This is a genomic window from Comamonas sp. CMM03 (genome assembly GCF_019218715.1).
In the GTDB taxonomy this organism is placed as follows: domain Bacteria; phylum Pseudomonadota; class Gammaproteobacteria; order Burkholderiales; family Burkholderiaceae_C; genus Comamonas; species Comamonas terrigena.
Window position 1 is genome coordinate 796,226 of sequence record NZ_JAHUXB010000001.1, and the last position, 23,589, is coordinate 819,814.

Sequence of the window (23,589 nt, forward strand, 5' to 3'; positions counted from 1 at the left end):
GGGTTCCCTTTTTTCTTTGCGTATCCGTGCAGAGGGCGGTTCCCCGGGCCGGCCGCACCGCCATGCCATCCAGCGGGTGCGGCACCGTGCACTAGCGTTTTTTCGTAGTGCGGACACAAGGCGGGCCGATTAAGGTGGGGGCAGCCCTGTGTGTCAGCGGCCATTCCCCGTGGACGGTGCGGGAAGGCCTGTGCCTTGAGGAGGTGTGCCATGCCCCTGTCTCCCGCTGAGGATTCCCACAATGAACGGACCGGCCAGGAACGGCCCGGCCAGGCCCGGTCCGGCGCGGCTGCGCCCGGTGCGGCGCCACCCGTGCAGCTGCAGGCCCTGCGCTGGGGGGATCCGTGGCGCTGGCTGGGTGCCGGCGCGCGGGATGTGCGGCGTGCCTGGGGCGTGGCGCTGTTTTACGGGCTGTGTTTCTGGGGCATGGCGCTGTGCCTGGCCTGGGTGTTCAGCGCCAGTCCGGAGTATGTGATGTCCATGGCCAGCGGCTGCCTGTTGCTGGGACCGTTTCTGGCCATGGGGCTGTACGACACCAGCCGCCGGCTGGAGCGGGGCGAGGCGCCGGATCTGGGCCGCTCCATCACCGCCTGGGACCGCAATCTGGGCGGCATGGGCATGCTGGTGCTGGTGCTGATCGTGCTGGAGCTGCTGTGGGGACGGGCATCGCTGGTGGTGTTTGCGGTGTTCTTCGACACCGGCATGCCGTCCACCACCGGGGTGCTGCAGGCCATCTTCCGGCCGGAGAACTGGGAGTTCATTGCGGTGTACGCAGCGGTGGGCGGCACGTTTGCGCTGCTGGTGTTCGGCACCACGGCCGTGTCCATGCCCATGATGCTGGACCGGGGCACGGACGCGCTGACGGCCGGCCTGACCAGCATGCAGGTGGTGCTGGGCAATCTGGGCATGATGCTGGTCTGGGGCGCGCTGATTGCCGCACTGGTGGGCGCGTCCTTCCTGGTGCTGTGGGGGCTGCCGCTGCTGCTGGTGGGGCCGCTGCTCGGTTGCGCCAGCTGGCATGCCTACCGCAGCGCGGTGGTGCCCCTACCGTACACACCGTCCGCAACACCAGCACCGGAGGCAGTGCCTTAAGATGGACTGCGGCCCGCTGCCGGGCAACTTGGTGCAATATCCACCCATACAACTTCCATTGATAACGAAAGAACGCATTGGCTACACCCAACTACGGATACGAGAAACGACAGCGCGAGCTGGCCAAGAAGCAGAAAAAAGAAGAAAAACTGCGCGAAAAGGCCCAGCGCAAGCAGTCGGACACGGATGCCCCCCGTGCGGGCGATGCGCCTGCACCTTCGGGTGACGGTGCAGGGCCGACTGTCAACTGAGCGAGCGCTGTTCCACCATGGCCTGAAGCTGCCGTTGTGCAGTGTGGGGTGGGCGTTGCTGCGCAGCCAGCGCGCCCAGGGTGGTGAAGGACAAAGGCCGGGTGGTGACGTGACGTCACCCCCGGCCTTTGTCGTTGTGCGCGCCGATGGCGCAGGGTTCAGCCCAGCAGGCCTCGGAGGGTGGGCCAGACGTTGTCCAGCATCAGCGGCTGGGCTTCTGCACGGGGGTGGATGCGGTCGGCCTGGAACAGCGCGGCGGCATTCGGAATATCGGCCACGCCTTTGAGGAGGAACGGCACCAGCGGCGTGCGCGTGTCCTGCGCCACCCGGGTGTAGATCTGGGCAAAGTCACGCCCGTAGCTGGCGCCGTAGTTGGGGGGCATCTGCATGCCCACCAGCAGGCCTTTGGCGCCGCTTTCCTTGCTGACCTGCAGCATCAGGCGCAGATTCTCTTCGGTCTGCTGCAGCGGCAGGCCGCGCAGCGCGTCGTTGCCCCCCAGCTCGATCACCACGATCTGCGGCTGGTGCTGCTTGAGCAGTGCGGGCAGGCGCGAGCGCCCGCCGGCGGTGGTTTCACCGCTGATGCTGGCGTTGACCACACTGGCGTTCGGGTGTTGCTGCGCCAGGCGCTGCTCCAGCAGCGTGACCCAGCCGGTGCCGCGTGCCAGGCCATATTCGGCGCTGAGCGAGTCGCCCAGGATCAGGATCTTGCGGGCGGTCGTTTTGCCCTGTGCCAGCGCCGGCGATAGCCAGAGTGCAGCGGCGGCGCCCGCAAGCGCGATACAGTGGCGACGGTGGCGGTGCAAAGGGTGCATGGCTTTTTCCTGAGGTTTTTTCATGACTGAGACGATTTCCCGGCAGCCCTTGATCGCGGTAGAGCATCTCTTCAAGTCCGTGACGGATTCTTCCGGCAGCCTGGACATTCTGCGGGATATCGATTTCACACTGCAGCCCGGGGAGACCGTGGCCATTGTGGGTGCATCCGGATCGGGCAAAAGCACCCTGCTGTCGATTCTGGCGGGGCTGGACGTGCCTTCGCGCGGCACGGTGCGGCTGCAGGGCCAGGACATGTTTGCGCTGGACGAAGACGCACGCGCCGCGCTGCGGGTACAGAAGATCGGCTTTGTGTTTCAGAGCTTCCAGTTGATGGGCAATCTCACGGCGCTGGAGAACGTGATGCTGCCGCTGGAGCTGGCCGGCGTGCGCGGCGCACGCGTGCAGGCCACCGAGATGCTGCAGCGCGTGGGCCTGGGCCAGCGCCTGCAGCACTACCCCAAGCTGCTGTCCGGCGGCGAGCAGCAGCGTGTGGCCCTGGCGCGGGCCTTTGTGGTGCGCCCGGCCGTGCTGCTGGCCGACGAGCCCACGGGCAGCCTGGACTTTGCGACCGGCGAAGCGGTGATGGAGCTGATGTTCGCCCTGAACCGCGAGCAGGGCACGACCCTGGTGCTGGTGACCCACGACCGCGGTATCGCTGCGCGCTGCGACCGGCGCATCACCATCGCCGCCGGCGCGGTGGCGGCGGATGAGCAGGGCGTGCTGGAGCAGCCGGGCTGAGCACGGCGCGGCGGGCCGCAAGGCCGATGCCGTGCGTGGCGGGGGCGCGCAGCCCGCCAATCCGCAAGGTTCAGGCGCGGCGCTGTGCCGGATCCGCTGCCGTGGCGGTGTCCGCCGAGGCATCGGATACCGGTGTCGATGCCGGTGCCCGGCCGTCTTCCGACAGGCAGACCGCGGCGGTGAAGATCACGTCGGTGGAGGAGTTCAGTGCCGTCTCGGTCGAATCCTGCAGCACGCTGATGATGTAGCCAATGCCGACCACCTGCATGGCGATGTCGTTGGAGATGCCGAACATGCTGCAGGCCAGCGGAATCAGCAGCAGGGAACCACCGGCCACGCCCGATGCACCGCAGGCGCACAGCGCCGACACCACGCACAGCAGCAGGGCCGTGGGGATGTCCACCGCAATGCCCAGGGTGTGGGCGGCGGCCAGGGTCAGCACGCTGATGGTGATGGCCGCGCCGGCCATGTTGATGGTGGCGCCCAGCGGGATGGCGACGCTGTAGGTGCCTTCGTCCAGGTTCAGGCGCTTGGCGATCGCCATGTTGATGGGGATGTTGGCGGCCGAGCTGCGGGTGAAGAAGGCCGTGACACCGCTTTCGCGCAGGCACATCAGCACCAGCGGGTAGGGATTGCGGCGGATCTTCCACCAGACGATGGCGGGGTTGACCACCAGGGCCACGCACAGCATGGAGCCCAGCAGCACGCACAGCACGTGGACATAGCCGGTCAGCGCTTCCAGGCCGGTGGTGGCCACGGTGGAGGCGACCAGGCCAAAAATGCCCAGCGGTGCGCAGCGGATCACGGCCTGGATGATGAAGGTCACGCCGTTGGCCAGATCCGATGCCACTTTCTGCGTGGTGGCGCTGGCATGGCGCAGCGCCACGCCCAGGCCGATGGCCCACACCAGAATGCCGATGTAGTTGGCCTTCAGCACCGCATTCACCGGGTTGTCCACGGCGCTCAGCAGCACGCCCATCAGCACTTCGCGGATGTCACCGGGCGCGGCGACGCCGGTGGCTGCATCCTTGAAATGCAGCACCGAGGGAAACAGCATGCTGGCCCCCACGCCGACGATGGCGGCCGCCAGCGTGCCCATCAGATACAGCCACAGCACGGGCTTGAGCAGGGTGACTTCCCCCGGGCGGTGGTTGCCGATGGCCGCCATCACCAGGACCAGCACCAGCACCGGTGCCACGGCCTTGAGGGCCGAGATGAAGAGGGTGCCCAGCAGGCCGACCGACAGTGCGGCCTGCGGCCAGAGCAGCGCCAGGGCAATGCCCAGAATCAGGCCGATCACGATTTGCGTGACCAGGCCGGTGCGGCGCAGCCAGTGCAGCAGGGGTTGAAACATCATGGTGGAAAAAAAGCCGGGCGGCGCCGGCAAAGGCATCCGCGTACAAAATGAAAGCGGCCTTTGAAGTTGGCCGCAGTGCAGCAAAATTCAAAGGCCGGTGCCTGGGGTCTGCCGGAGCGCATCCCAAAGATAGATGCTTCCGACCACGGGGTGAGTGTAGGCTTTCAGGGAAAACCCGGCGTTTGCAGGGTGCTTGGGAGGCGGAGCCGTCGGGCGGTGTCTGTCGATGCGGTCTGCGGCAGGCTGCCCGGGTGTGGACCGCGCGCCACAGCGGCCTGTCTTCTCCTCGGACATTGGCTTGGCCGGATAATGCCCCTCCTATGTCGTCCCCCAAAGTGCTTTTCGGCTTCCATGCCGTCGGCGTGCGCCTGAAGACCGCGCCGCAATCCATCATTGAAATCTACTACGAGAGCGCGCGCCGCGATGCGCGCATGCGCCAGTTCCTGGAGCGTGCCAAAGAGGTTGGCGCCCGTCTGATCGAAGCCGATGCCATGCGCATCGCCAAGCTGGCTGGCAGCCATGGCCACCAGGGCGTGGCTGCGCGCGTGGAAGAGGTCCGGGACACCCGCACGCTGGATGAGCTGCTGGACGATCTGGAGGAATCCGGCGTCAAGGCCCCGCTGCTGCTGGTGCTGGACGGCGTGACCGATCCCCACAACCTGGGCGCCTGCCTGCGGGTGGCCGACGGCGCTGGTGTGCACGCCGTGATCGCCCCCAAGGACCATGCGGCCGGCATCAATGCGACGGTGGCCAAGGTGGCCAGCGGTGCAGCCGAGACGGTGCCGTATTTCATGGTGACCAACCTGGCGCGCACGCTCAACGAGCTCAAGGAGCGCGGCATCTGGGTGATCGGCACCAGCGGCGATGCCGACAAGCACCTTTACCAGATGGACCTGACCGGCCCGACGGCCCTGGTGCTGGGCGCCGAAGGCGACGGCATGCGTCAGCTCACCCGCAAGACCTGCGATGCGCTGGTCAGCATCCCCATGCAGGGCGCGGTGGAAAGCCTGAATGTGTCCGTGGCCAGCGGCGTGTGCCTGTACGAGGCACTGCGCCAGCGCATTCCCAAGCCGGCCTGAGTCCCCTCCGTCTCTGCCCCGCCGGTGGCGGAACAGCAGGCGGGATCTCTGGATTTTTCACAGCTGCTGACGTCTCCCATGCCTGCTGCCGAGCCTGACCATGCCATCGAGGCTGTGCGCGACTGGATCGCACAGTCCCGGCGGCTGTGCGTGCTGACCGGCGCGGGTGTCAGTGCGGAATCGGGCGTGCCCACTTTCCGTGACGCCCAGACCGGCTACTGGGCGCAGTTCCGTGCGGAAGACATGGCGTCCGAGCCTGGTTTTCGCGCCCATCCCGCGCGCGTGTGGCATTGGTACCAGCACCGGCGGGGCTTGGTGTCGGCCGTCGTGCCCAATGCCGCCCACCATGCGCTGGCCGGCTTTGCGGCGCAGCACCCGGGCCGGCTGACCCTGGTCACCCAGAACGTAGATGGCCTGCACCAGCGTGCAGGCAGCCCCGATGTGGTGGCTTTGCACGGCGATCTGTTTGCCGACCAATGGCTGGATGCCTGTTGTCCGCAGTGCACCCCGGCCTTGCAGGCCGGGCAGCTGACGGCGACCGAGCCGCCCGCCTGTCCGTATTGCGGGAATCTGCGCCGCCCCGGGGTGGTGTGGTTTGGCGAATGTCTGCCCCAGGCGGCGCTGGACGCGGCCGAAGTGGCGGCCCAAGGCTGTGATCTGATGCTGGTGGTGGGGACGGCCGGGGTGGTGTACCCGGCGGCGGGCCTGGTCTTTCAGGCGCGGGATGCGGGCGCGCGCGTGGTCATCGTCAACACCGCGTCCACGGAACTGGACCGCCTGGCCGATGCCGTGCTGCAGGGGCCGGCGACCACAGTGCTGCCTGCGCTGCTGGGTTGACTCTTTGGCAGGTGCGCACCACGGGCGCCAGCTGGCGAAGCACCGTGCGGTTCAATGTCCGATGTCGTGGGATGCGTCGGCAGGCACCGGTGCCGCCTGCTCGGTTTTCTTGCGGCGCCCGGGCTTGGAAAACAGGATGGTGCTGCTGTCCGGCGTGAGGCGCTGGATCACGATGCTGCCGTCCTGGTGCAGATACAGGCGCGTATCCGGCGATTCGCTGTTGTCCACGTAGCAGACGCCGGTGCTCAGACCCTGCCAGCCATGTTCGGCACAGAAGCGCCGGCTGCGCAGGTATTCCAGCACGCTGCTGGGACTGGCGTGTTCCTCATTGCTGGCGACCCACAGATCTCGGAACAGCGTGAATGCCGCTTCCGCGTTGTCGCAACTGGGGGCCGCTTCGAGCTTTTTCAGCAGCGTGGAAAAGCGAGTTTCAAAGGTGGACAGCATGTCGACTATGTTAGTGGCAGGGCTGATTGAAATTGTTGTGTATAGCTACCGGTTAGAAAAGTTACCCAAATGTAAATCAGCATACATTTGGTGCAGTTATCGGACATGCTAGTCCACATCCGTGTTCCGCGATGCGCTGCATCTTCAAACAGTTGCCTGGTTGCATCAGGGCTGGGCAAGAATGCTGCAGTGCGAAGCCGGCCATGGGGCGGCCGGCGGCAACCAAGATACCGCCATGAAATTGCTACGTTATGGCCCGCCTGGGCAAGAGAAACCGGGCCTTCTGGATGCCCAGGGGGTGCTGCGCGACGCATCGGCCTGGACCGACGACTGGGCGGATGAAGCCCTGGCGCCGGCGGCGCTGGAGGCCTTGCAGCAGGCGCACTGGCAGCAGTGGCCGCAGGTGCCGGGGCAGCCCCGCCTGGGTTGCCCGGTGGGGCGGGTACGCAAGATCGTCTGTGTGGGGCTGAACTATGCCGACCATGCGCGGGAAGCCGGTCTGGCGCCTCCGGAAGAGCCGGTGCTGTTCCTCAAGGCGGCCTCTGCGCTGTGCGGTCCCGAAGACGATCTGCTGCTGCCGCCCCAGGCCCACAAGGTGGACTGGGAGGTGGAGCTGGGCCTGGTGATCGGTCAGCGCATGCAGCATGTGCCCGAGTGGCGGGCCATGGAGCACCTGGCGGGTTATGTGCTGGCCAACGATATCTCCGAGCGTGCCTGGCAGATGGAGCGGGGCGGGCAATGGGACAAGGGCAAGTCCCACGATGGGTTTGCGCCGGTCGGCCCCTGGCTGGTGACACCGGACGAGGTGGAAGACCCGCACAACCTGGCGCTGTGGCTGGAGCTCAACGGGGTGGTGATGCAGGACGGCCACACCAGCCACTTCATCTTCCAGGTGCCGCGGGTGCTGGCCTATATCTCGGAATTCATGACCCTGGAGCCGGGCGACATCGTGCTGACCGGCACGCCGGCCGGCGTGGGCCTGGGGCACAAGCCTGTGCCCCGCTTTCTGCAGGACGGCGATGTGATGCGCCTGGGCGGCCAGGGGCTGGGCGAGCAGCGCATCCACTGCCGCGCCTGGGTGCGGGAGAACACCGAAAGCCGCTGAAGCGGCGGTGCGAAAACACGTGGGAGCGAGCGCGCAGACCGGAGGCGCGCTGCACAGAAATCAGGGGGCGGTGTGGCCGGCCGCCGGCGGCAGATGGCGTGCCAGCGCGGCATGCACGTCGGCATGTGCTGCCTGGGGGATGGCCAGCAGCTCATAGCCCAGCACACGGGCCATTTCATGCAAGGTGGACAGGCGTGGGTCCAGTCCATTGCTTTCCAGTCGCTGCACGGTCATGCGCGACAGGCCGGCCTGGGCTGCCAGGTCGGCCTGGGTCAGCAGCAGCCGTTTGCGTGCCTGTGCCAGGGTGGCGACCAGGGGATCGGGTGTGGCTGCGGCCGTTACCGGTGAAGAAATGCTGTCAGGCATGGTGGTGGTTCTCGCAAAAAACCAAGAGTGGGGCCATTGCCAGTGCAGGCGGGGAAAGCCGGTCTGTGCTGGCGGGAGCGATGCAGCGGCCCCAGTGCTCAGGCGAAAAGGTTGAGGCGCGTGCCCACCTGACCATAGCGCGCCAGCTCGGGCTGGATCACTGCCATTTGTCCGGCAGTGGGGCCGGACAGCGCCTTGTTCAGCTCCTGCTGGTTGAATTGGCGCTTGGTCAGCTCGGCCATGGTGGCTGCATCGGTGACGCGGTTGTTTCCCCAGGCATTGCTGGCATTGCGAACGGCGGTGGCGAAAGACAGATCCATAACAAACTCCCAGACAATCAACGATTGGGTGTGACTGTAGGAGTTCTGTTGCAAGGCGAAAGCGCAAAAAAATGGGCTTTTGTATCCCATGAAAGCGGTTTGTAGCGAGAACTCAACAAAGCACCAAGCTGCGCGCAGCAGCCGGGGTGCCCCCTGGGCGCACTCCAAAAAACAGAGCAGACCACCGGTGTTTTTGTGCGGCTTTCTGTCAAAAAACACGCACAATCCTGACAAAGCTGCAGTGCAGCACACAGAGCAACAACAGGAGCAGAAATGGTGGATCGGGTAGCTTGTATCGTGGTCGGCGCGGGGGTCGTGGGTCTGGCCGTGGCGCGTGCACTGGCCTTGCAGGGACGGGAAGTGATGGTGCTGGAGCAGGCCGAGGCGATTGGCACCGGCACCAGTTCGCGCAACAGCGAGGTGATCCACGCCGGCATCTACTATCCGCAAGGCTCACTCAAGGCCCAGCTGTGTGTGCAGGGCAAGCACATGCTGTATGACTACTGCGATGCACGCGGCGTGGCCTACCAGCGCTGCGGCAAGCTGATCGTGGCCACCTCGCCCGAGCAGGTGCCGCAGTTGGAAGCCATCCGCCAGAAGGCCGCCGCCAATGGCGTGGACGACCTGATGCACCTGACACGCGAGCAGGCCCGGGAACTGGAGCCGGCGCTGGAATGCGTGGCCGCGCTGCATTCGCCCAGCACCGGCATTGTGGACAGCCACGGCCTGATGCTGGCGCTGCAGGGCGACCTGGAAAATGCCGGCGGTATGGTGGCGTTCCACGCTGCCGTGGAGCGCGCCGTGCTGCAGGACGACGGTCACTGGCTGGTGCGCACGCAGGACGGTACCGAGCTGGAGACACCGCTGCTGGTGAATGCCGCCGGTTACTGGGCGCCTGATCTGGCGCGCCGCTTTGAAGGCCTGGCTGCAGAGCACATCCCCACCGCGTACTACGCCAAGGGCAACTACTTTGTGCTCAGCGGCCGGGCGCCTTTCAGCCACCTGATCTACCCCGTGCCCGAGGCCGCCGGCCTGGGCGTGCACCTGACGCTGGACATGGGTGGCCAGGCCAAGTTCGGTCCCGATGTGGAGTGGGTGGACGATCCGGACCAGCTGGTGGTCAACCCCGCGCGCGGTGACGGCTTCTATGCCGAGGTGCGCCGCTACTGGCCGGCCTTGCCCGAAGGGGCCCTGGTGGCCGGTTATGCGGGCATCCGCCCCAAGATTTCCGGGCCGCACGAGGCCTCGGCCGACTTCTGCATCCAGGGTCCGCAGCAGCATGCCGCGCCGGGCCTGATCAATCTGTTTGGCATCGAATCGCCGGGGCTGACCAGCTGCCTGGCCGTGGCCGAACAGGTGGCGCAGTTGGCGCCAGCCGTCTGAAAACGGGCCCACGGCGCGGCAATGCTGGCGGGAATTGATCCCGCTGCTATGCCAAAGCTTGGTGAGGGTCTTGGCATTCGTTAAGATGGTTCCACCTCCGTTTCCACCGGTGGCCCGCTGCCGGTGCTTTATTTGTCGAACTAGAAAGATGCTAGCTATGTCGTTCTCCGTCTCCGATACCGTCTCCACCGCCCAAGCCGACCTGGAAAAGCTGGTCACCGACCTGCGCGGTCTGCTGGCCAGCAAGGAACTGGACGCCGTGCCCGACATCCATGTGCTGCGCCAGCGCCTGGACGACGGCATCAGCCACGCTCGTGACTCTGCCGTGCGCGCTGCCCAGGAAGCCGCCCGCCAGGCCAAGGACGCCGCCATCGCCGCCGACCGTTACGCCCACGACGAACCCTGGCGCGTGGCCGGTGCTGCGCTGGCCGTGGGCGCGCTGGTGGGCTTTTTGCTGGCCCGCCGCTGAGCGCAACCGGTGACCGGCTGCCATCAGGCCGGTCCCCCGCATCGCCTTTTTGCCAACTCGCACCAAAGGAAACGTCCACTGTGAACTGGTTGTCTGCCCTGGGACTGGATACGCTGGTCGCCCGTTATCGGGCTGCCGTGATCGAAGCCGCCATCGCCTCCGAAGACCGTGTGGAGCTGGCCAAGCTGGAGTGGAAACTGCAGCGCAACCGCCTGCAGTCGATTCTGGTGCTGGCCATTGCCCTGGGGGGGCTGACGGTGGTGGCCATGGTGCTGCTGTCGCTGGCCATCCTGATCCAGTTCTGGAACAGCCCCGACCGTGCCACGGTGGCCTGGGTGATTGCCGCTGTCTGGGTGGCTGCCTGGGGTGGGGTGCTGTGGGCGCTGCTGTCGGCGCTGCGCAAGTCGCGCTCGCCGTTCATGCAGACCCGTGCCGAACTGGCCAAAGACTGGCAAAGCATCAAGGAGAAGCTGTGAGCGAAACCAAGACCAAGCCCGTGGTCACCGGCCCGGCCCAGGCACTGCTGGTGAAGGAATCGCGTTGGGAGCATGCCGGCCCGGAAGAGCGGGCGGTGCTGCAGCGCATTGCCCAGCAGCGTGACCGGTTGGCCGCCCGCAAGGCGACCTACCAGCAGGTGGCGGCGCTGCGCGCCCAGGCGTCGGCCGTGTCGCCCGATGCGCCGCTGATCGACCGGGTGCTGACGTTTGCCCGCCTGCACCCGCTGGCGTCGGCCGCTCTGGTGGGGGCGGCCTTGCTGGTGGGGCCGCGCAAGATCATGCGCGTGGGCGTGGCGGTGCTGCCGCTGCTGGCCAAGCTGCGGCGCTGAGATTCACGGGCGGTGCGCCCGTTGCGGTGGCCGCAGCAGACTGCTGGCGGCGACTCCCATGCAAAAAGCCCATGGCATAGTGCCATGGGCCTTTTTTCTGCCCGGCACGCCTAGGCCGGGCAGGCCGGAGCACGCAGGGGCCGGGGCGCGAGGCAGTGTGTGCCTGTGCGCGTTGTCAGCGGGCCTGGGTGCCCAGTGCGCGCAGCGCACGGGCCGATTGCACCACCAGCTCGGGGCCGGCATAGATCAGGCCGCTGTAGATCTGCACCACATCGGCGCCGGCCTGGATCTTGGCCACGGCGTCTTCGGCGCGCATGATGCCGCCCACGCCGATGATGGGGAAGTCCTTGCCCAGTGCCGCGCGCAGCAGGTGGATCACGCGGTTGCTGGCTTCAAAGGCCGGGGCGCCGCTGAGGCCGCCGGCTTCCTCGGCATGGGGCATGCCCTTGACCGCTTCGCGGCTGATGGTGGTGTTGGTGGCAATCACGCCGTCCATGCCATGGCGGCGCAGCGTGGCGGCAATCACCTCCACCTGGGCGTCGTCCAGGTCGGGGGCGATCTTCACAAAAATGGGTACGCGCCGGCCCTGGGCGGCGGCCAGGGCTTCGCGGCGTTCGGCAATGGCGCCCAGCAGGCTGTCCAGTGCCTCGTCGCTTTGCAGCGCGCGCAGGTTCTTGGTGTTGGGCGAGCTGATGTTCACCGTCACGTAGTCGGCGTGGGGGTAGACGCCTTCCAGGCAGGTCAGGTAGTCGCTGGTGGCGTCTTCGATGGCGGTGGCGGCGTTCTTGCCGATGTTCAGGCCCAGCAGCATGGACTTGCCCTGCTGGCGCACCGTGGACTGCTTGACGTTGGCGATGAAGGCATCGAGGCCGTCGTTGTTGAAGCCCAGGCGGTTGACCAGGGCCTTGGCCGCCGGAATGCGGAACATGCGCGGCTTGGGGTTGCCCGGCTGGCCTTTGGGGGTGACGGTGCCCACTTCGACAAAGCCGAAGCCCATGGCGGCCAGCGCGTCGATGCAGCGCGCATTCTTGTCCAGGCCTGCGGCCATGCCCACGCGGTTGGGGAAGGTCAGGCCGGCCAGGGTGACCGGGTCGTTGACCATTTCGTTGGACCACACCGCCTGCAGCGGGGTGTTCTGGCCACGGGACAGGGTGTTCATGGTGAAGTCGTGGGCGGCTTCGGGGTCCATGTTGAACAGGAAGGGGCGGACTAGGGCGTAGGGGATAAGGGACATAGGGATAATTCGAGGATTACCCGGATTTTCCCCCATGACGACCTCTACTGCACCTCTCTCCCAAGATGAACTCAAAACCCTGGTCGGCCAGGCCGCTGTGCGCTATGTGACGCCCGGTGACATCGTGGGCGTGGGCACGGGCTCCACGGTCAACAAATTCATTGACGCGCTGGCCCCCATCAAGGACCAGATCAAGGGCGCGGTGTCCAGCTCCGTGGCCAGCACGGAGCGCCTGAAGGCGCTGGGCATCACGGTGTTCGACGCCAACGAAGTCGAAAGCCTGTCGGTCTACATCGACGGCGCCGACGAGATTGACGGCAACGGCTATATGGTCAAGGGCGGCGGCGCGGCGCTGACGCGCGAAAAAATCGTGGCCGCCATGGCCGAGCGCTTTGTCTGCATTGCCGACGCCTCCAAGCTGGTGGACGCACTGGGTGCGTTCCCGCTGCCGGTGGAAGTGATTCCCATGGCGGCGCAGCAGATTGCCCGCCGCTTTGCCGCCCTGGGCGGTACCGCCACGCTACGCCTGAAGGACGGCCAGCCCCTGGTCACCGACAACGGCCAGCATATTCTGGACGTGCGCGGCCTGCGCGTGGCCGATCCGCTGGCGTTTGAATCCGATGTGAACCAGTGGCCCGGCGTGGTGACCGTGGGCGTGTTTGCCCACCAGAAGGCCAGCATCTGCCTGCTGGGCACGGCCGAAGGCGTGAAGACCATCAACTATTGATGTAGCCGCTGATTCAGCGCTTGCATCGGCAGCAGCCCAAGGGCTGCATCTGCCCGGCCTGCACAAACAAAACCCGGACCGCAAGGTGCCGGGTTTTTTTGTAGGGCAGCGGATCGTGCCCCTGTTGGACATCCCCACAGCGCAGTGGCGCAACAAGGCCACGGTGCCATAGGTGGGGCGTTTACTTGGTGGCCACCACCACCCCGCAGGCCAGGCGTGCGCCGGCATTGCCGGTGGGCTGGGTGATGTAGTCGTCGGCATCCTTGTGCACGATGACGCCGCGGCCCACCACGTTGGTGGGGCCCTGGCCCACAGTGATGCTGCGGCTGCTGAAGTCGAAGCTGGCGGTGCCCGTGCCGTCCGCGCGCAGGCTGGGCAGGTCGCCGGCATGGCCGCTGCCGTGGCGGGCATGGGGGACGTTGTTGGGGTTGAAATGGCCGCCCGCGCTGGTGCCGTCGGGGGCGGAGCAATCGCCTTTTTCATGCACGTGGAAACCGTGCTCGGTGTTGGGGGCCAGGCCTTGCACCGAGCCTTGCACGCGCACGCTGCCGTCCTTTTGCGTGGTGAAGCGCACCATGCCTTGCACGCTGCTGCCTTGTGTGGGCTGCAATCTGGCCTGGGCCACGGCGCCGGTGGCCATGGGGTCATGGGGTGAGCTGGAGCAGGCCGCCAGCGCGGCGGTGGTGATCAGGGCCAGGGTGGTGCAAAGGCGAAGGGACATGGAATGCGCTCCTTGTAGTGGGTGACGGAATCTGCAAAAACCGGTGGTCTTGCGCCCATGGGCTGGCACGGTGCGGGGCGTGGGCCCCAGGGCACCGTGGCTGGCAGGTACGCAGGCGGCGATCAAGGGGGCGCCGCAGAGCGGCAGGCCCGTCGCACGATTGCACGGGCATTGCCGTTCAAAGTCAAGGGCAGGCACCAGGCGGTGCGGCCCGGAGGTGTTACCCGGTGTGAATGGGGTGGGGTGAGAGGCGGTGGACGTGGAGGTGTGCGACGGTGTTCGGCGTGCAGGCTGGAGGCCGGCTCAGCCCAGCCAGGGCAGCGGGCCGATCGGTGAAGTGGCGCACGGGGATGTCTGCGGTGCGACCCATGAAAAAGGGCGCGCTCCCGGCTGGGGAGCACGCCCTGGTGGCGGAGTGCCGGAGGGTCAGGCCGTCGTGGCGACTTCGGCCATGCCCTGGTGGCGCAGCAGGGCGTCGAGCTGCGGTTCGCGGCCACGGAAGCCCTTGAAGTTGTCCATGGCGCTGCGGCTGCCACCCATCTCCAGGATGTTGTGCAGGTACTTCTGCGCGGTTGTCTGGCTGGCCGTGCCGTCGGCGCCCTGGGTTTCCTCGAAGGCGGCATAGGCGTCGGCGCTCAGCACTTCGGCCCACTTGTAGCTGTAGTAACCCGCCGCATAGCCGCCGGCAAAGATGTGGCTGAAGGTGTTGGTGCCGCGGTTGTAGGACGTGGTGGGCAGCACGGCCACTTCGTCGCGCACCTGCTGGAGCAGGGCGTAGTAGTCGGCGTCGGGCGCGTGCTCGGCGTGCAGCAGCATGTCGAACAGCGAGAACTCGATCTGGCGCAGCGTGCCCATGCCGGCCTGGAAGTTCTTGGCGGCAATCATCTTGTCGTACAGGGCGCGGGGCAGGGGCTCGCCGGTGTCCACATGGGCGGTCATGTGGCGCAGAACTTCCCATTCCCAGCAGAAGTTTTCCATGAACTGGCTGGGCAGCTCCACGGCATCCCATTCCACGCCGTTGATGCCCGAGACGTCCTTCTCGTTCACCTGGGTGAGCATGTGGTGCAGCGCGTGGCCGGATTCATGGAACAGGGTGATCACGTCATCGTGCGTGAGCAGGGCGGGTTTGCCGTCCACGCCGTCGGCGAAGTTGCAGACCATGTGGGCCACGGGCGTCTGCAGGGTGCCGGTGTCGGGGCGCAGCCAGCGGCTGCGCACATCGTCCATCCAGGCGCCGCCGCGCTTGCCGGCGCGGGCGGGTTGGTCCAGGTAGAACTGGCCCACCACCTTGCCGGCGCGCTCCAGGCGGTAGAACTGCACGGCGGGGTTCCAGACGGCGGCTTCATCGCGGCGGATGGAGACGTCGAACAGCGACTCGATGATCTTGAACAGGCCGGCCAGCACCTTGGGGGCCGTGAAGTACTGTTTGACTTCCTGCTCGCTGAAGGCGTAGCGCGCTTCCTTGAGCTTTTCGGAGATGAAGGTCCAGTCCCAGGGCTGGGGGTCGGCAATGCCCAGCTCGTCCTTGGCGAAGGCACGCAGGTCGGACACGTCCTTTTCGGCAAACGGGCGGGCGCGGTGGGCCAGGTCGCGCAGGAAGCCGATCACCTGCTGGGGCGACTGGGCCATCTTGGGCACCAGCGAGACTTCGGCAAAGTTCTGGTAGCCCAGCAGCCGAGCTTCTTCCAGGCGCAGGGCCAGGATTTCCTTGATGATGGCCGTGTTGTCGAACTTCACGGCTTCGCCTTCGGCCTGCTCGGAGGCACGGGTCACGTAGGCGCGGTAGACCTTCTCGCGCAGCGCGCTGCTCTTGGCAAACTGCATCACCGGCAGGTAGCAGGGCATCTTCAGCGTGAGCTTGTAGCCGTCCTTGCCCTCGGCCTGGGCGGCAGCGCGGGCGGCCTGCACCACGTCGGCGGGCACGCCGTCGAGTTCGGCTTCGGTGGCGTAGTAGGCCCAGGTGTCGGTGGCGTCCAGCGTGTTCTCGCTGAACTTCTGGCCCAGTTCGGCCGCGCGTTCCTGGATCTTGGCAAAGCGTTCGCGGGCGGCGCCCTGCAGCTCGGCACCCGACAGCACAAAGCCACGCAGCGCGTTGGCGTGGGCCTTCTTCTGCTCGGCGTTCAGCGTGGCGGTGTCGATGGCCTTGTACTTGGCGTACAGGCGTTCGTCCGCACCCAGGCGGGTCCAGAACTCGGTGATCTTGGGCAGGGCCTCGTTGTAGGCGGCGCGCAGCTCGGGGCTGTCGGCGACGCTGGAGAGGTGGCTGACCGCGCCCCAGGACATGCCCAGCTTTTCGGTGGCCACGTCCAGTACCTTGGCGATGGCGTTCCACTCGGCGGGAAAGTCCGGCGCGGTGACGGTTTCCAGTGCGGCATCGGCCTGCTGCATCAGGGTGTCGATGGCGGGGCCGACATCGGCGGGTGTGATGCGGTCAAACCGCGGCAATCCGGAAGATTCAAGCAGGGCGTTGGTCATGGCTTGCATTTTGTGCCAACTGGCAATGTTTCAAGGTGTAGGGTAGCTATCTTGGTGATAGCTGCTTGTGCAGCACTGTAGCGAATTAAGAGTCTGTTTTCATACCGAAGTTCCCACCAGCAAAAAGCCCCTGCGACACAGGGTGGGCAGGGGCTTGGGCCAGGTGCATCGGGCAGCTTACCGGGTAGCGCTGCGTTCGGCCGCTTCCATGGTGTTGACCAGCAACATGGTAATCGTCATCGGGCCGACACCTCCGGGGACGGGGGTAATGAAACCGGCCACTTCCTTGACGCCGTCGAAGTCCACGTCGCCGCAGAGCTTGCCTTCGTCATTGCGGTTCATGCCCACGTCGATCACCACGGCGCCGGGCTTGACCATGTCGGCCGTCAGCACGTTGCGCTTGCCCACGGCGGCCACCACCACATCGGCCTGGCGCGTCATGGCGCCCAGGTCGGCGGTGCCGCTGTGGGTGATGGTGACGGTGGCGTTGGCGGCCAGCAGCATCATGGCCATGGGCTTGCCCACGATGTTGGAGCGGCCGATCACCACGGCGTGCTTGCCGCGCAGGTCCTTCATGCCGATGGATTCCAGCATCTTCATGCAGCCGTAGGGGGTGCAGGCCTTGAAGCCGACCTCACCCACCATCAGTGCGCCGGCGCTGGCCACGTGGAAACCGTCCACGTCCTTGGCGGGGGAGATGGTTTCGATGACCTTGTGGTCGTCGATGTGCTTGGGCAGGGGCAGCTGCACCAGGATGCCGTGGATGCTGGGGTCGTTGTTCAGCGCTTCGACGCGGGCCAGCAGCTCGGCTTCGGTCATGGAAGCGTCGTACTTTTCCAGCACGGAATGAAAGCCCGCCTCTTCGCAGGCCTTGACCTTGTTGCGGACATAGACCTGGGACGCCGGGTTGTCACCCACCAGCACCACGGCCAGACCGGGCGTGGTGCCCTGGGCCTTGAGCGTGGCCGCGCGCGCTGCGACTTCGGTGCGCAGTTGGCGGGAGAGGGCGTTTCCGTCGATGAGTTGGGCTGTCATTGCTTGTCTTCAATAAAAAATGCTGCCAGGGCTTGGTGCACAAGCGCTGGCAGCTGCGGGTGAAGGAATTACTTTACGCCGAGACCTTGGGGGTTGCACTGGTAGGGCCAAGTGCAATCTTCAGCAGATCGGCCACGGTGTTGGCGTTGAGCTTTTCCATGATGTTGGCGCGGTGGGCTTCCACCGTCTTGATGCTGATGCCCAGGTCGTCGGCGATCTGCTTGTTCAGGCGGCCGGCGACGATGCGCTCGAGCACCTGGGCTTCGCGGCCGGTGAGCTTGGACAGCAACGCGTCGCGGCTGGCGGCCTGCTGGTGGTCGGCAAAGGCTTCGCGGGCATGGTCCAGCATGCGCTCCACGGTGCCCAGCAGTTCGTCTTCGTTGAAAGGCTTCTGGATGAAGTCCAGTGCACCCTTCTTCATGGTGTTGACGGCCATGGGCACGTCGCCGTGGCCGGTGATGAAGACGATGGGCAGGGGGGACTTGCGTTCGAGCAGGCGGTCCTGCAGTTCCAGGCCGGTCATGCCGTTCATGCGGATGTCGACGATCAGGCAGGCGACTTCGCGCGGGTCGTAGCGTGCCAGAAAGGCTTCGGCCGATTCAAAGCAGCGCACTCTGTAATCTTTGCCCTCGAGAAGCCATTGCAGCGAGTCGCGGACGGCCTCGTCGTCGTCGACTACATACACGGTGCCTTTTTTCGGGGTCATGTTCATACAGGTGTCCTTGGATTTGGATTGTTTGCCTGAGGGGGTGTCTCACTGTCCTTGGGGGACGCCAGCGGGAGCCAGAATGAAAACCGGCAGCCGACGACCTCTGAACCATTGTAGAGGTTCTCCGCACGCATCCGGCCGTGATGGGACTCCACAATGCTGCGGCATAGATTCAGGCCCATGCCCATGCCTTCCTGCTTGGTGGTGAAGAAGGCTTCGAACAAGCGATCAAGCACTTCGGGCGGAAGTCCCTTGCCGCTGTCGGTCACGGCAAATTCCACGCCTTCCTTGCCGTCCTGCATGGTCGGACGCACCTGCAACTCGACGCTGCGCTTTCCGGACGGGCGGTCGGACAGGTCGATGGATTCGGCCCCGTTCTTCATCAGGTTCACCAGCACCTGCTCGATCAGGATGCGGTCCGCCATCACCGCCGGCAGGCGGGCTGCGACGTGGTGGGTCAGGCTCACGTTGCGGCGGCGCAGTTCGATGTTGGCCAGCTCCACGGATTCCTCGACCATGTCGTTGACATTGGCCTGGGCGCGGTTGGGCTCGCTGCGTTTCACGAAGGAGCGGATGCGCTGGATGATCTGGCCGGCGCGCTGCGCCTGGTGGGCGGTTTTCTCCAGCGCGAACTTCATCTGGTCTTCGGTCAGCGAACCATTGGCCAGGCGGGTGAGCATGCCGCTGCTGTAGTTGCTGATGGCGGTCAGCGGCTGGTTCAGCTCGTGCGCGACGCTGGAGGCCATCTCGCCCATGGTGATCAGGCGGCTCACGGACTGGGCGCGCTCGGCCTGGCGGGCGTTCTGTTCTTCGGCCAGGCGGCGGGGTGTGATGTCGGAGGCGATCACCATCTGGGCCAGGCGGCCGTCCACCCAGCTGAGGTAACGCGAGCGCACTTCCAGCCATTTGCCCAGTTCGGGCACAAAGATTTCGGCGTTGCCGGCCACCGAGCTGGTCAGCTCCTCGGTGGGCAGACCCATCAGACCGTCCTCGTCGTCCATATTGCTTTGCTGGTGGGCGCGGGCGCTGGGCACGCCGGCCTGTTCCACCAGGCGCAGGTGGCCTTCGGCGTCGGAGCCGAACCATTGGCGGTAGAGCTTGTTGGCAAACAGCACCTCGGTGCTGCCCAGAGGGGCCACGGAAACCGAGGCGTCCAGCGCTTCCAGCACCACGGTGAAGCGCTCGTGCGAGGCGGCCAGCTGGTCGCGGATGCGGTTGGGCTCGGTGATGTCGGTCATGGACGACATCCACCCCGTGTGCTGGCCATGGGCGTCGATCAGCGGCGAGACATAGAGGCGTGCATCGAACTGGCTGCCGTTCTTGCGGCGTACCCGCACTTGGAAGCCGCCGTGGATGGTCTTGCCCGCCAGTTCATCGTGCAGCTTGGCGCGCAGCGTGTCGTAATCGGTGTCGGGCCAGTAGGGGTAGGGGGGCATCTGGCCCACCAGCTCCTGTTCGCTCCAGCCTGTCATCTGGCAGAAGGCGGCATTCACATAGGTGATGCGTCCGTGCAGATCCAGCGCGCGCATGCCGGTCAGCACCGAGTTTTCCATGGCGCGGCGGAAATTGGTTTCGGCCACCAAGGCTTCCTGGGTGCGCATGCGCCGGCGCGTGTGGCGCCAGGTGGCCAGCAGCAGCCAGGCCGTCATCACGCTGAGCGTGCCCACCAGCCAGAACAGGGCGCTGCCCACCATGCCCAGCGAGGCCCGGTAGGCCTGGGCATGCAGCACCAGCGAGGTTCCGACCGGCCCCACGGCCACTTCATACTGGTTGGCCTGGGGGCGCATGCCCATCCGCTGCGCGGGCGGCGCCGGCGCCACCAGCGGCGTGCCGGCCAGGACCTGGCCGCGGTCATCGCGCAGGCTCAGTGCATAACGGGCCAGCACCTCGGTGGGAATGCCGTAGCGCAGCAGGCTGTCCACCGAATACTCGGCCAGGATCACGCCGCCGAATTCGCCCGAGCTGTTGAGTGGCACCTGCAACTGCAGCATGGGCGCGCTGACCTCGCCGGCCTCTTTGTGCGGCTGCAGATAGACCGGCTGCAGTTGCATCTTGACGGCACGGAAGGCTTCCGCCGTCTCGCCGGTGCGCAGCACTTCGCCAACCTGGCGCAGCTGTTCGCTGGAGACGGTGGGGGCGGCATGGGTGGCCAGGATCTGCCCCTCCATGGTGGCCCAGCTGATGGACTGCAGCTCGGGGTACTGGGTGATCAGTACCTCGGTGCGGTTGCTGAATTCGGCCGGGCCGATTTCGGCATTGGCCGCATCGCGCGCCAGCCGCATGATTTGTTCCTGGCGCTCGAGCAGGCGCAGGCGCAGGCGTTGCTGGGCGTATTCCACGTCGCGGCGCAGGGCTTCCTGCTCGCGGTCGACTTCTTCTGCGCGCAAATACCAGAAAGCCACCAGGATTGCAGCCAGGAACAGCGCCACGGCCGCCATGGGCGCCAGCGCCGCCAAACGGTCTTGGCGCGTGGGCGAAAGGCTGCGCCACCAAGTCCGCCACCATTGCACGGGGGGGGCGGATTCGTAGAAACCCGGAGAAATCGAGTCAGGGCCGGATGCGGACGGATCGGGGTGCGAATGCATGACTAAAGTGTAGGTGAATCCTGGGACTTCCCCGGTGCTCGCCGCAGGTTTCAGAGGGAAGCGTAGGGATGTGCAATTGCAGCATTTTTTCACATTAAGAAATCAAAAAGCACCATTTGAAATATGAAAAAAATATGCGACACTCGCCCCGCTAACAAGCCGCAAAGGCCTGTGGGCGCTGTGTGCCTGGTGCGAGGATGTTGCTGTTCTGACAACGCCTGCATCGGAAGCCCTCCAGCCCGCCACCGGACTTCTGAGGCCCCGAATGACCCTGTAGCCCATTGACCAGGAGACAACCATGACAGCTCAGACCGACCCCCAGGCCGGCGCCAACGCCCAGCCCCAAATCGACACCCAGGAATCCCGTGAGTGGATGGACGCGCTCTCCGCTGTCATCGACCGCGAAGGCGCCGAGTACGCCCACAAGCTGATCGAAGACCTGCTGGAACACGCCCGTGAAAACAGCGTGGACATGCCTTTCTCGGCCACCACCGGCTATGTGAACACCATCGAGACCGAGCAGGAAGCACGCTGCCCCGGCAATCTGCACCTGGAAGGCCGTCTGCGTGCCTACATGCGCTGGAACGCCATGGCGATGGTGGTTAAGGCCAACCGCCACCACCCACCGGAAGGCGGCGATCTGGGCGGCCACATCGGCTCCTTCGCCTCGCTGGCCAATATGTTCGGTGCCGGCTTCAACCACTTCTGGCACGCCGAGAGCGAAAACCACGGCGGTGACTGCCTGTACATCCAGGGCCACGTCTCGCCCGGTATCTACGCCCGCGCCTACCTGGAAGGCCGCATCACCGAAGACCAGCTGCTGAACTTCCGCCAGGAAGTGGACGGCAAGGGCCTGTCCAGCTACCCCCACCCCAAGCTGATGCCCGAGTTCTGGCAGTTCCCCACGGTGTCCATGGGCCTGGGCCCGCTGATGGCCATCTACCAGGCACGCTTCCTGAAGTACCTGCACGCCCGTGGCATTGCCAACACCGAAAACCGCAAGGTCTGGGTGTTCTGCGGCGACGGCGAAATGGACGAAGTGGAATCCCTGGGCGCGATCGGTCTGGCCGCACGTGAGAACCTGGACAACCTGGTGTTCGTCATCAACTGCAATCTGCAGCGCCTGGACGGCCCGGTGCGCGGCAACGGCAAGATCATCCAGGAGCTGGAAGGCGAATTCCGCGGCTCCGGCTGGAATGTGATCAAGCTGCTGTGGGGCAAGGGCTGGGACGAGCTGCTGGCCAAGGACAAGGACGGCGTCCTCAAGAAGATCATGATGGAGTGTAACGACGGGGACTACCAGTCGTTCAAGGCCAATGACGGCGCCTTTGTGCGCAAGAACTTCTTCGGCCGCGATCCGCGCGCGCTGAAGATGGTCGAGCATATGAGCGACGACGAGATCTGGAACCTGCGCCGCGGTGGCCACGATTCGCAGAAGGTCTACGCTGCATTTGCCGCTGCCAACTCCACCAAGGGCCAACCCACGGTGCTGCTGGTCAAGACCGTCAAGGGCTTCGGCATGGGCAAAATCGGTGAAGGCAAGAACACCGTGCACCAGACCAAGAAGCTGTCGGACGAAGACATCAAGGCCTTCCGCGACCGTTTCAACATCCCCATTCCGGACAGCCAGATCGCCGACCTGCCGTTCTACAAGCCGGCCGACGACACCCCGGAAATGAAGTACCTGCACGAGCGCCGCAAGGCCCTGGGCGGTTACCTGCCGCACCGCCGCGTGAAGGCCGACGAACAGTTCACCGCCCCGGCGCTGGACACCTTCAAAGCCATCCTGGAGCCCACGCCCGAAGGCCGTGAGATTTCCACCACCCAGGCCTATGTGCGTTTCCTGACGCAGCTGCTGCGCGACAAGGACATCGGTCCCCGCGTGGTGCCCATCCTGGTGGACGAGGCCCGTACCTTCGGCATGGAAGGCCTGTTCCGCCAGATCGGCATCTACAACCCGCACGGTCAGCAGTACACCCCGGTCGACAAGGACCAGGTGATGTACTACCGCGAAGACAAGGCCGGCCAGATCCTGCAGGAAGGCATCAACGAAGCCGGTGGCATGGCCAGCTGGATTGCTGCGGCCACCAGCTACAGCACCTCGAACCGGATCATGATCCCGTTCTATGTGTACTACTCGATGTTTGGCTTCCAGCGCATTGGCGACCTGGCCTGGGCTGCGGGTGACATGCAGGCACGCGGTTTCCTGCTGGGCGGCACTTCGGGTCGCACCACGCTGAACGGCGAAGGCCTGCAGCACGAAGACGGTCACAGCCACATCCTGGCCAACACCATCCCCAACTGCATCAGCTACGACCCCACCTTCGCACACGAAGTGGCCGTGATCATGCAGGACGGTCTGCGCCGCATGGTGCAGAACCAGGAAAACGTCTTCTACTACCTGACGCTGCTGAACGAAAACTACGCCATGCCCGGCCTGACCGCCGGCACGGAAGCGCAGATCATCAAGGGCATGTACCTGTGCAAGCCCGGCCAGAAGGTGCCGCAATCGGGCGAGCGCGTGCAGCTGCTGGGCTCGGGCACGATCCTGCGCGAATCCTTCTTTGCGCAAGAGCTGCTGGAAAAGGACTGGGGCATTGCGGCCGACGTGTGGAGCTGCCCGTCGTTCAACGAACTGACCCGTGACGGCCAGGACGCTGAGCGCCACAACATGCTGCACCCGCTGGAAACCGCCAAGGTACCGTTCGTGACGCAGCAGCTGCAAGGCTCGCAAGGTCCGGTGATCGCGTCGACCGACTACATGAAGGCCTACGCCGAGCAGATCCGTCCCTACATGCCCAAGGGCCGCACCTTCAAGGTGCTGGGTACCGACGGTTTCGGCCGTTCGGACTTCCGCCGCAAGCTGCGCGAGCACTTCGAGATCGACCGCCACTACATCGTCGTGGCCGCGCTCAAGTCGCTGGCCGACGAAGGCAAGCTGCCCGTCACCAAGGTGGCCGAAGCCATTGCCAAGTACGGCATCAAGACCGACAAGATCAACCCGCTGTACGCCTAAA

General features: G+C 65.6%; 23 protein-coding genes. 12 read left to right on the forward strand and 11 right to left on the reverse strand.

What is annotated here, in order from left to right; translation table 11 throughout:
• Positions 1–210: 210 nt before the first annotated feature.
• Together KW830_RS03595 and KW830_RS03600 are read left to right on the forward strand one after the other, a co-directional pair.
• Positions 211–1,092 carry a DUF2189 domain-containing protein gene (locus tag KW830_RS03595; RefSeq protein WP_218332151.1) on the forward strand — a complete coding sequence of 294 codons (882 nt, stop codon included), beginning with the start codon at positions 211–213 and terminating at the stop codon, positions 1,090–1,092.
• 77 nt (positions 1,093–1,169) lie between these two features.
• Entirely contained in the window at positions 1,170–1,343 is a 174-nt protein-coding gene (locus KW830_RS03600) for a DUF1682 domain-containing protein (protein ID WP_218332153.1), read from the forward strand.
• Positions 1,344–1,501: 158 nt separating this feature from the next.
• On the opposite strand, the gene KW830_RS03605 is transcribed toward KW830_RS03600, so the two are convergent.
• Positions 1,502–2,158 (reverse strand): arylesterase, encoded by a 657-nt coding sequence (locus KW830_RS03605; protein WP_066533312.1) that lies wholly within the window; start codon positions 2,156–2,158, stop codon positions 1,502–1,504.
• A gap of 22 nt (positions 2,159–2,180) precedes the next feature.
• Between KW830_RS03605 and KW830_RS03610 the strand changes: the two genes are divergently transcribed.
• Positions 2,181–2,897, forward strand: coding sequence for an ABC transporter ATP-binding protein (locus tag KW830_RS03610; protein WP_218332154.1), 717 nt, complete (start codon positions 2,181–2,183; stop codon positions 2,895–2,897).
• A gap of 70 nt (positions 2,898–2,967) precedes the next feature.
• On the opposite strand, the gene sstT is transcribed toward KW830_RS03610, so the two are convergent.
• Positions 2,968–4,251 (reverse strand): serine/threonine transporter SstT, encoded by a 1,284-nt coding sequence (gene sstT / locus KW830_RS03615; RefSeq protein ID WP_218332617.1) that lies wholly within the window; start codon positions 4,249–4,251, stop codon positions 2,968–2,970.
• 323 nt (positions 4,252–4,574) lie between these two features.
• Between sstT and rlmB the strand changes: the two genes are divergently transcribed.
• Both rlmB and KW830_RS03625 read left to right on the forward strand, forming a co-directional pair.
• Positions 4,575–5,333 (forward strand): 23S rRNA (guanosine(2251)-2'-O)-methyltransferase RlmB, encoded by a 759-nt coding sequence (rlmB, locus tag KW830_RS03620; RefSeq protein WP_066532330.1) that lies wholly within the window; start codon positions 4,575–4,577, stop codon positions 5,331–5,333.
• Positions 5,334–5,411: 78 nt separating this feature from the next.
• On the forward strand, positions 5,412–6,170 hold the full coding sequence (locus KW830_RS03625) for an NAD-dependent deacylase (RefSeq protein WP_218332155.1): 759 nt from the start codon (positions 5,412–5,414) through the stop codon (positions 6,168–6,170).
• A gap of 51 nt (positions 6,171–6,221) precedes the next feature.
• Here the strand turns inward: KW830_RS03625 and KW830_RS03630 are convergent, their stop codons facing one another.
• A complete protein-coding gene (locus KW830_RS03630; RefSeq protein ID WP_066532322.1) occupies positions 6,222–6,617 on the reverse strand; it encodes a hypothetical protein in 396 nt (131 codons plus the stop codon).
• Between the two features lie 235 nt (positions 6,618–6,852).
• Here KW830_RS03630 and KW830_RS03635 point away from each other — a divergent pair, with 235 nt between their 5' ends.
• Positions 6,853–7,722: a fumarylacetoacetate hydrolase family protein gene (locus KW830_RS03635; protein WP_218332156.1), complete on the forward strand. Its 870-nt coding sequence runs from the start codon at positions 6,853–6,855 to the stop codon at positions 7,720–7,722.
• Positions 7,723–7,782: 60 nt separating this feature from the next.
• Here the strand turns inward: KW830_RS03635 and KW830_RS03640 are convergent, their stop codons facing one another.
• Positions 7,783–8,088, reverse strand: a complete 306-nt coding sequence (locus KW830_RS03640; protein ID WP_066532320.1) for a helix-turn-helix domain-containing protein — start codon at positions 8,086–8,088, stop codon at positions 7,783–7,785.
• A gap of 98 nt (positions 8,089–8,186) precedes the next feature.
• The gene (locus tag KW830_RS03645; RefSeq protein WP_098066152.1) at positions 8,187–8,408 is read right to left on the reverse strand and encodes a hypothetical protein; all 222 of its coding nucleotides are present in this window, start codon (positions 8,406–8,408) and stop codon (positions 8,187–8,189) included.
• 273 nt (positions 8,409–8,681) lie between these two features.
• Here KW830_RS03645 and KW830_RS03650 point away from each other — a divergent pair, with 273 nt between their 5' ends.
• From KW830_RS03650 to KW830_RS03665, 4 genes are all read left to right on the forward strand, one after another.
• Positions 8,682–9,791 carry an NAD(P)/FAD-dependent oxidoreductase gene (locus KW830_RS03650; RefSeq protein WP_218332157.1) on the forward strand — a complete coding sequence of 370 codons (1,110 nt, stop codon included), beginning with the start codon at positions 8,682–8,684 and terminating at the stop codon, positions 9,789–9,791.
• Between the two features lie 157 nt (positions 9,792–9,948).
• Positions 9,949–10,260: a DUF883 family protein gene (locus KW830_RS03655; protein ID WP_066532311.1), complete on the forward strand. Its 312-nt coding sequence runs from the start codon at positions 9,949–9,951 to the stop codon at positions 10,258–10,260.
• Between the two features lie 80 nt (positions 10,261–10,340).
• Complete coding sequence (locus tag KW830_RS03660) at positions 10,341–10,736, forward strand: phage holin family protein (RefSeq protein ID WP_066532303.1); 396 nt, start codon at positions 10,341–10,343, stop codon at positions 10,734–10,736.
• Positions 10,733–11,086: a hypothetical protein gene (locus tag KW830_RS03665; RefSeq protein WP_272971516.1), complete on the forward strand. Its 354-nt coding sequence runs from the start codon at positions 10,733–10,735 to the stop codon at positions 11,084–11,086. Before KW830_RS03660 ends, KW830_RS03665 begins: the two co-directional genes overlap by 4 nt.
• Positions 11,087–11,261: 175 nt before the next feature.
• Here KW830_RS03665 and KW830_RS03670 read toward each other — a convergent pair whose 3' ends face one another.
• Positions 11,262–12,320: a quinone-dependent dihydroorotate dehydrogenase gene (locus tag KW830_RS03670; protein ID WP_218332158.1), complete on the reverse strand. Its 1,059-nt coding sequence runs from the start codon at positions 12,318–12,320 to the stop codon at positions 11,262–11,264.
• Between the two features lie 34 nt (positions 12,321–12,354).
• Between KW830_RS03670 and rpiA the strand changes: the two genes are divergently transcribed.
• Positions 12,355–13,047, forward strand: coding sequence for a ribose-5-phosphate isomerase RpiA (gene rpiA / locus KW830_RS03675; protein ID WP_218332159.1), 693 nt, complete (start codon positions 12,355–12,357; stop codon positions 13,045–13,047).
• A gap of 181 nt (positions 13,048–13,228) precedes the next feature.
• Here the strand turns inward: rpiA and KW830_RS03680 are convergent, their stop codons facing one another.
• The 5 genes from KW830_RS03680 to KW830_RS03700 all read right to left on the reverse strand — a co-directional run bounded on the left by KW830_RS03680 (position 13,229) and on the right by KW830_RS03700 (position 20,572).
• The gene (locus KW830_RS03680; RefSeq protein WP_218332161.1) at positions 13,229–13,768 is read right to left on the reverse strand and encodes a superoxide dismutase family protein; all 540 of its coding nucleotides are present in this window, start codon (positions 13,766–13,768) and stop codon (positions 13,229–13,231) included.
• Positions 13,769–14,194: 426 nt separating this feature from the next.
• The gene (locus KW830_RS03685) at positions 14,195–16,243 is read right to left on the reverse strand and encodes a M3 family metallopeptidase (protein ID WP_066533309.1); all 2,049 of its coding nucleotides are present in this window, start codon (positions 16,241–16,243) and stop codon (positions 14,195–14,197) included.
• A gap of 177 nt (positions 16,244–16,420) precedes the next feature.
• On the reverse strand, positions 16,421–17,278 hold the full coding sequence (gene folD, locus KW830_RS03690) for a bifunctional methylenetetrahydrofolate dehydrogenase/methenyltetrahydrofolate cyclohydrolase FolD (RefSeq protein WP_218332163.1): 858 nt from the start codon (positions 17,276–17,278) through the stop codon (positions 16,421–16,423).
• Between the two features lie 73 nt (positions 17,279–17,351).
• Positions 17,352–17,990: a response regulator transcription factor gene (locus KW830_RS03695; protein WP_192334065.1), complete on the reverse strand. Its 639-nt coding sequence runs from the start codon at positions 17,988–17,990 to the stop codon at positions 17,352–17,354.
• Positions 17,987–20,572 carry a PAS domain S-box protein gene (locus tag KW830_RS03700; RefSeq protein WP_218332165.1) on the reverse strand — a complete coding sequence of 862 codons (2,586 nt, stop codon included), beginning with the start codon at positions 20,570–20,572 and terminating at the stop codon, positions 17,987–17,989. The genes KW830_RS03695 and KW830_RS03700 overlap by 4 nt, the downstream gene beginning before the upstream one ends.
• A gap of 298 nt (positions 20,573–20,870) precedes the next feature.
• On the opposite strand from KW830_RS03700, the gene aceE reads away from it, so the two are divergent.
• The gene (aceE, locus tag KW830_RS03705) at positions 20,871–23,588 is read left to right on the forward strand and encodes a pyruvate dehydrogenase (acetyl-transferring), homodimeric type (RefSeq protein WP_218332167.1); all 2,718 of its coding nucleotides are present in this window, start codon (positions 20,871–20,873) and stop codon (positions 23,586–23,588) included.
• Position 23,589 lies beyond the last annotated feature (1 nt).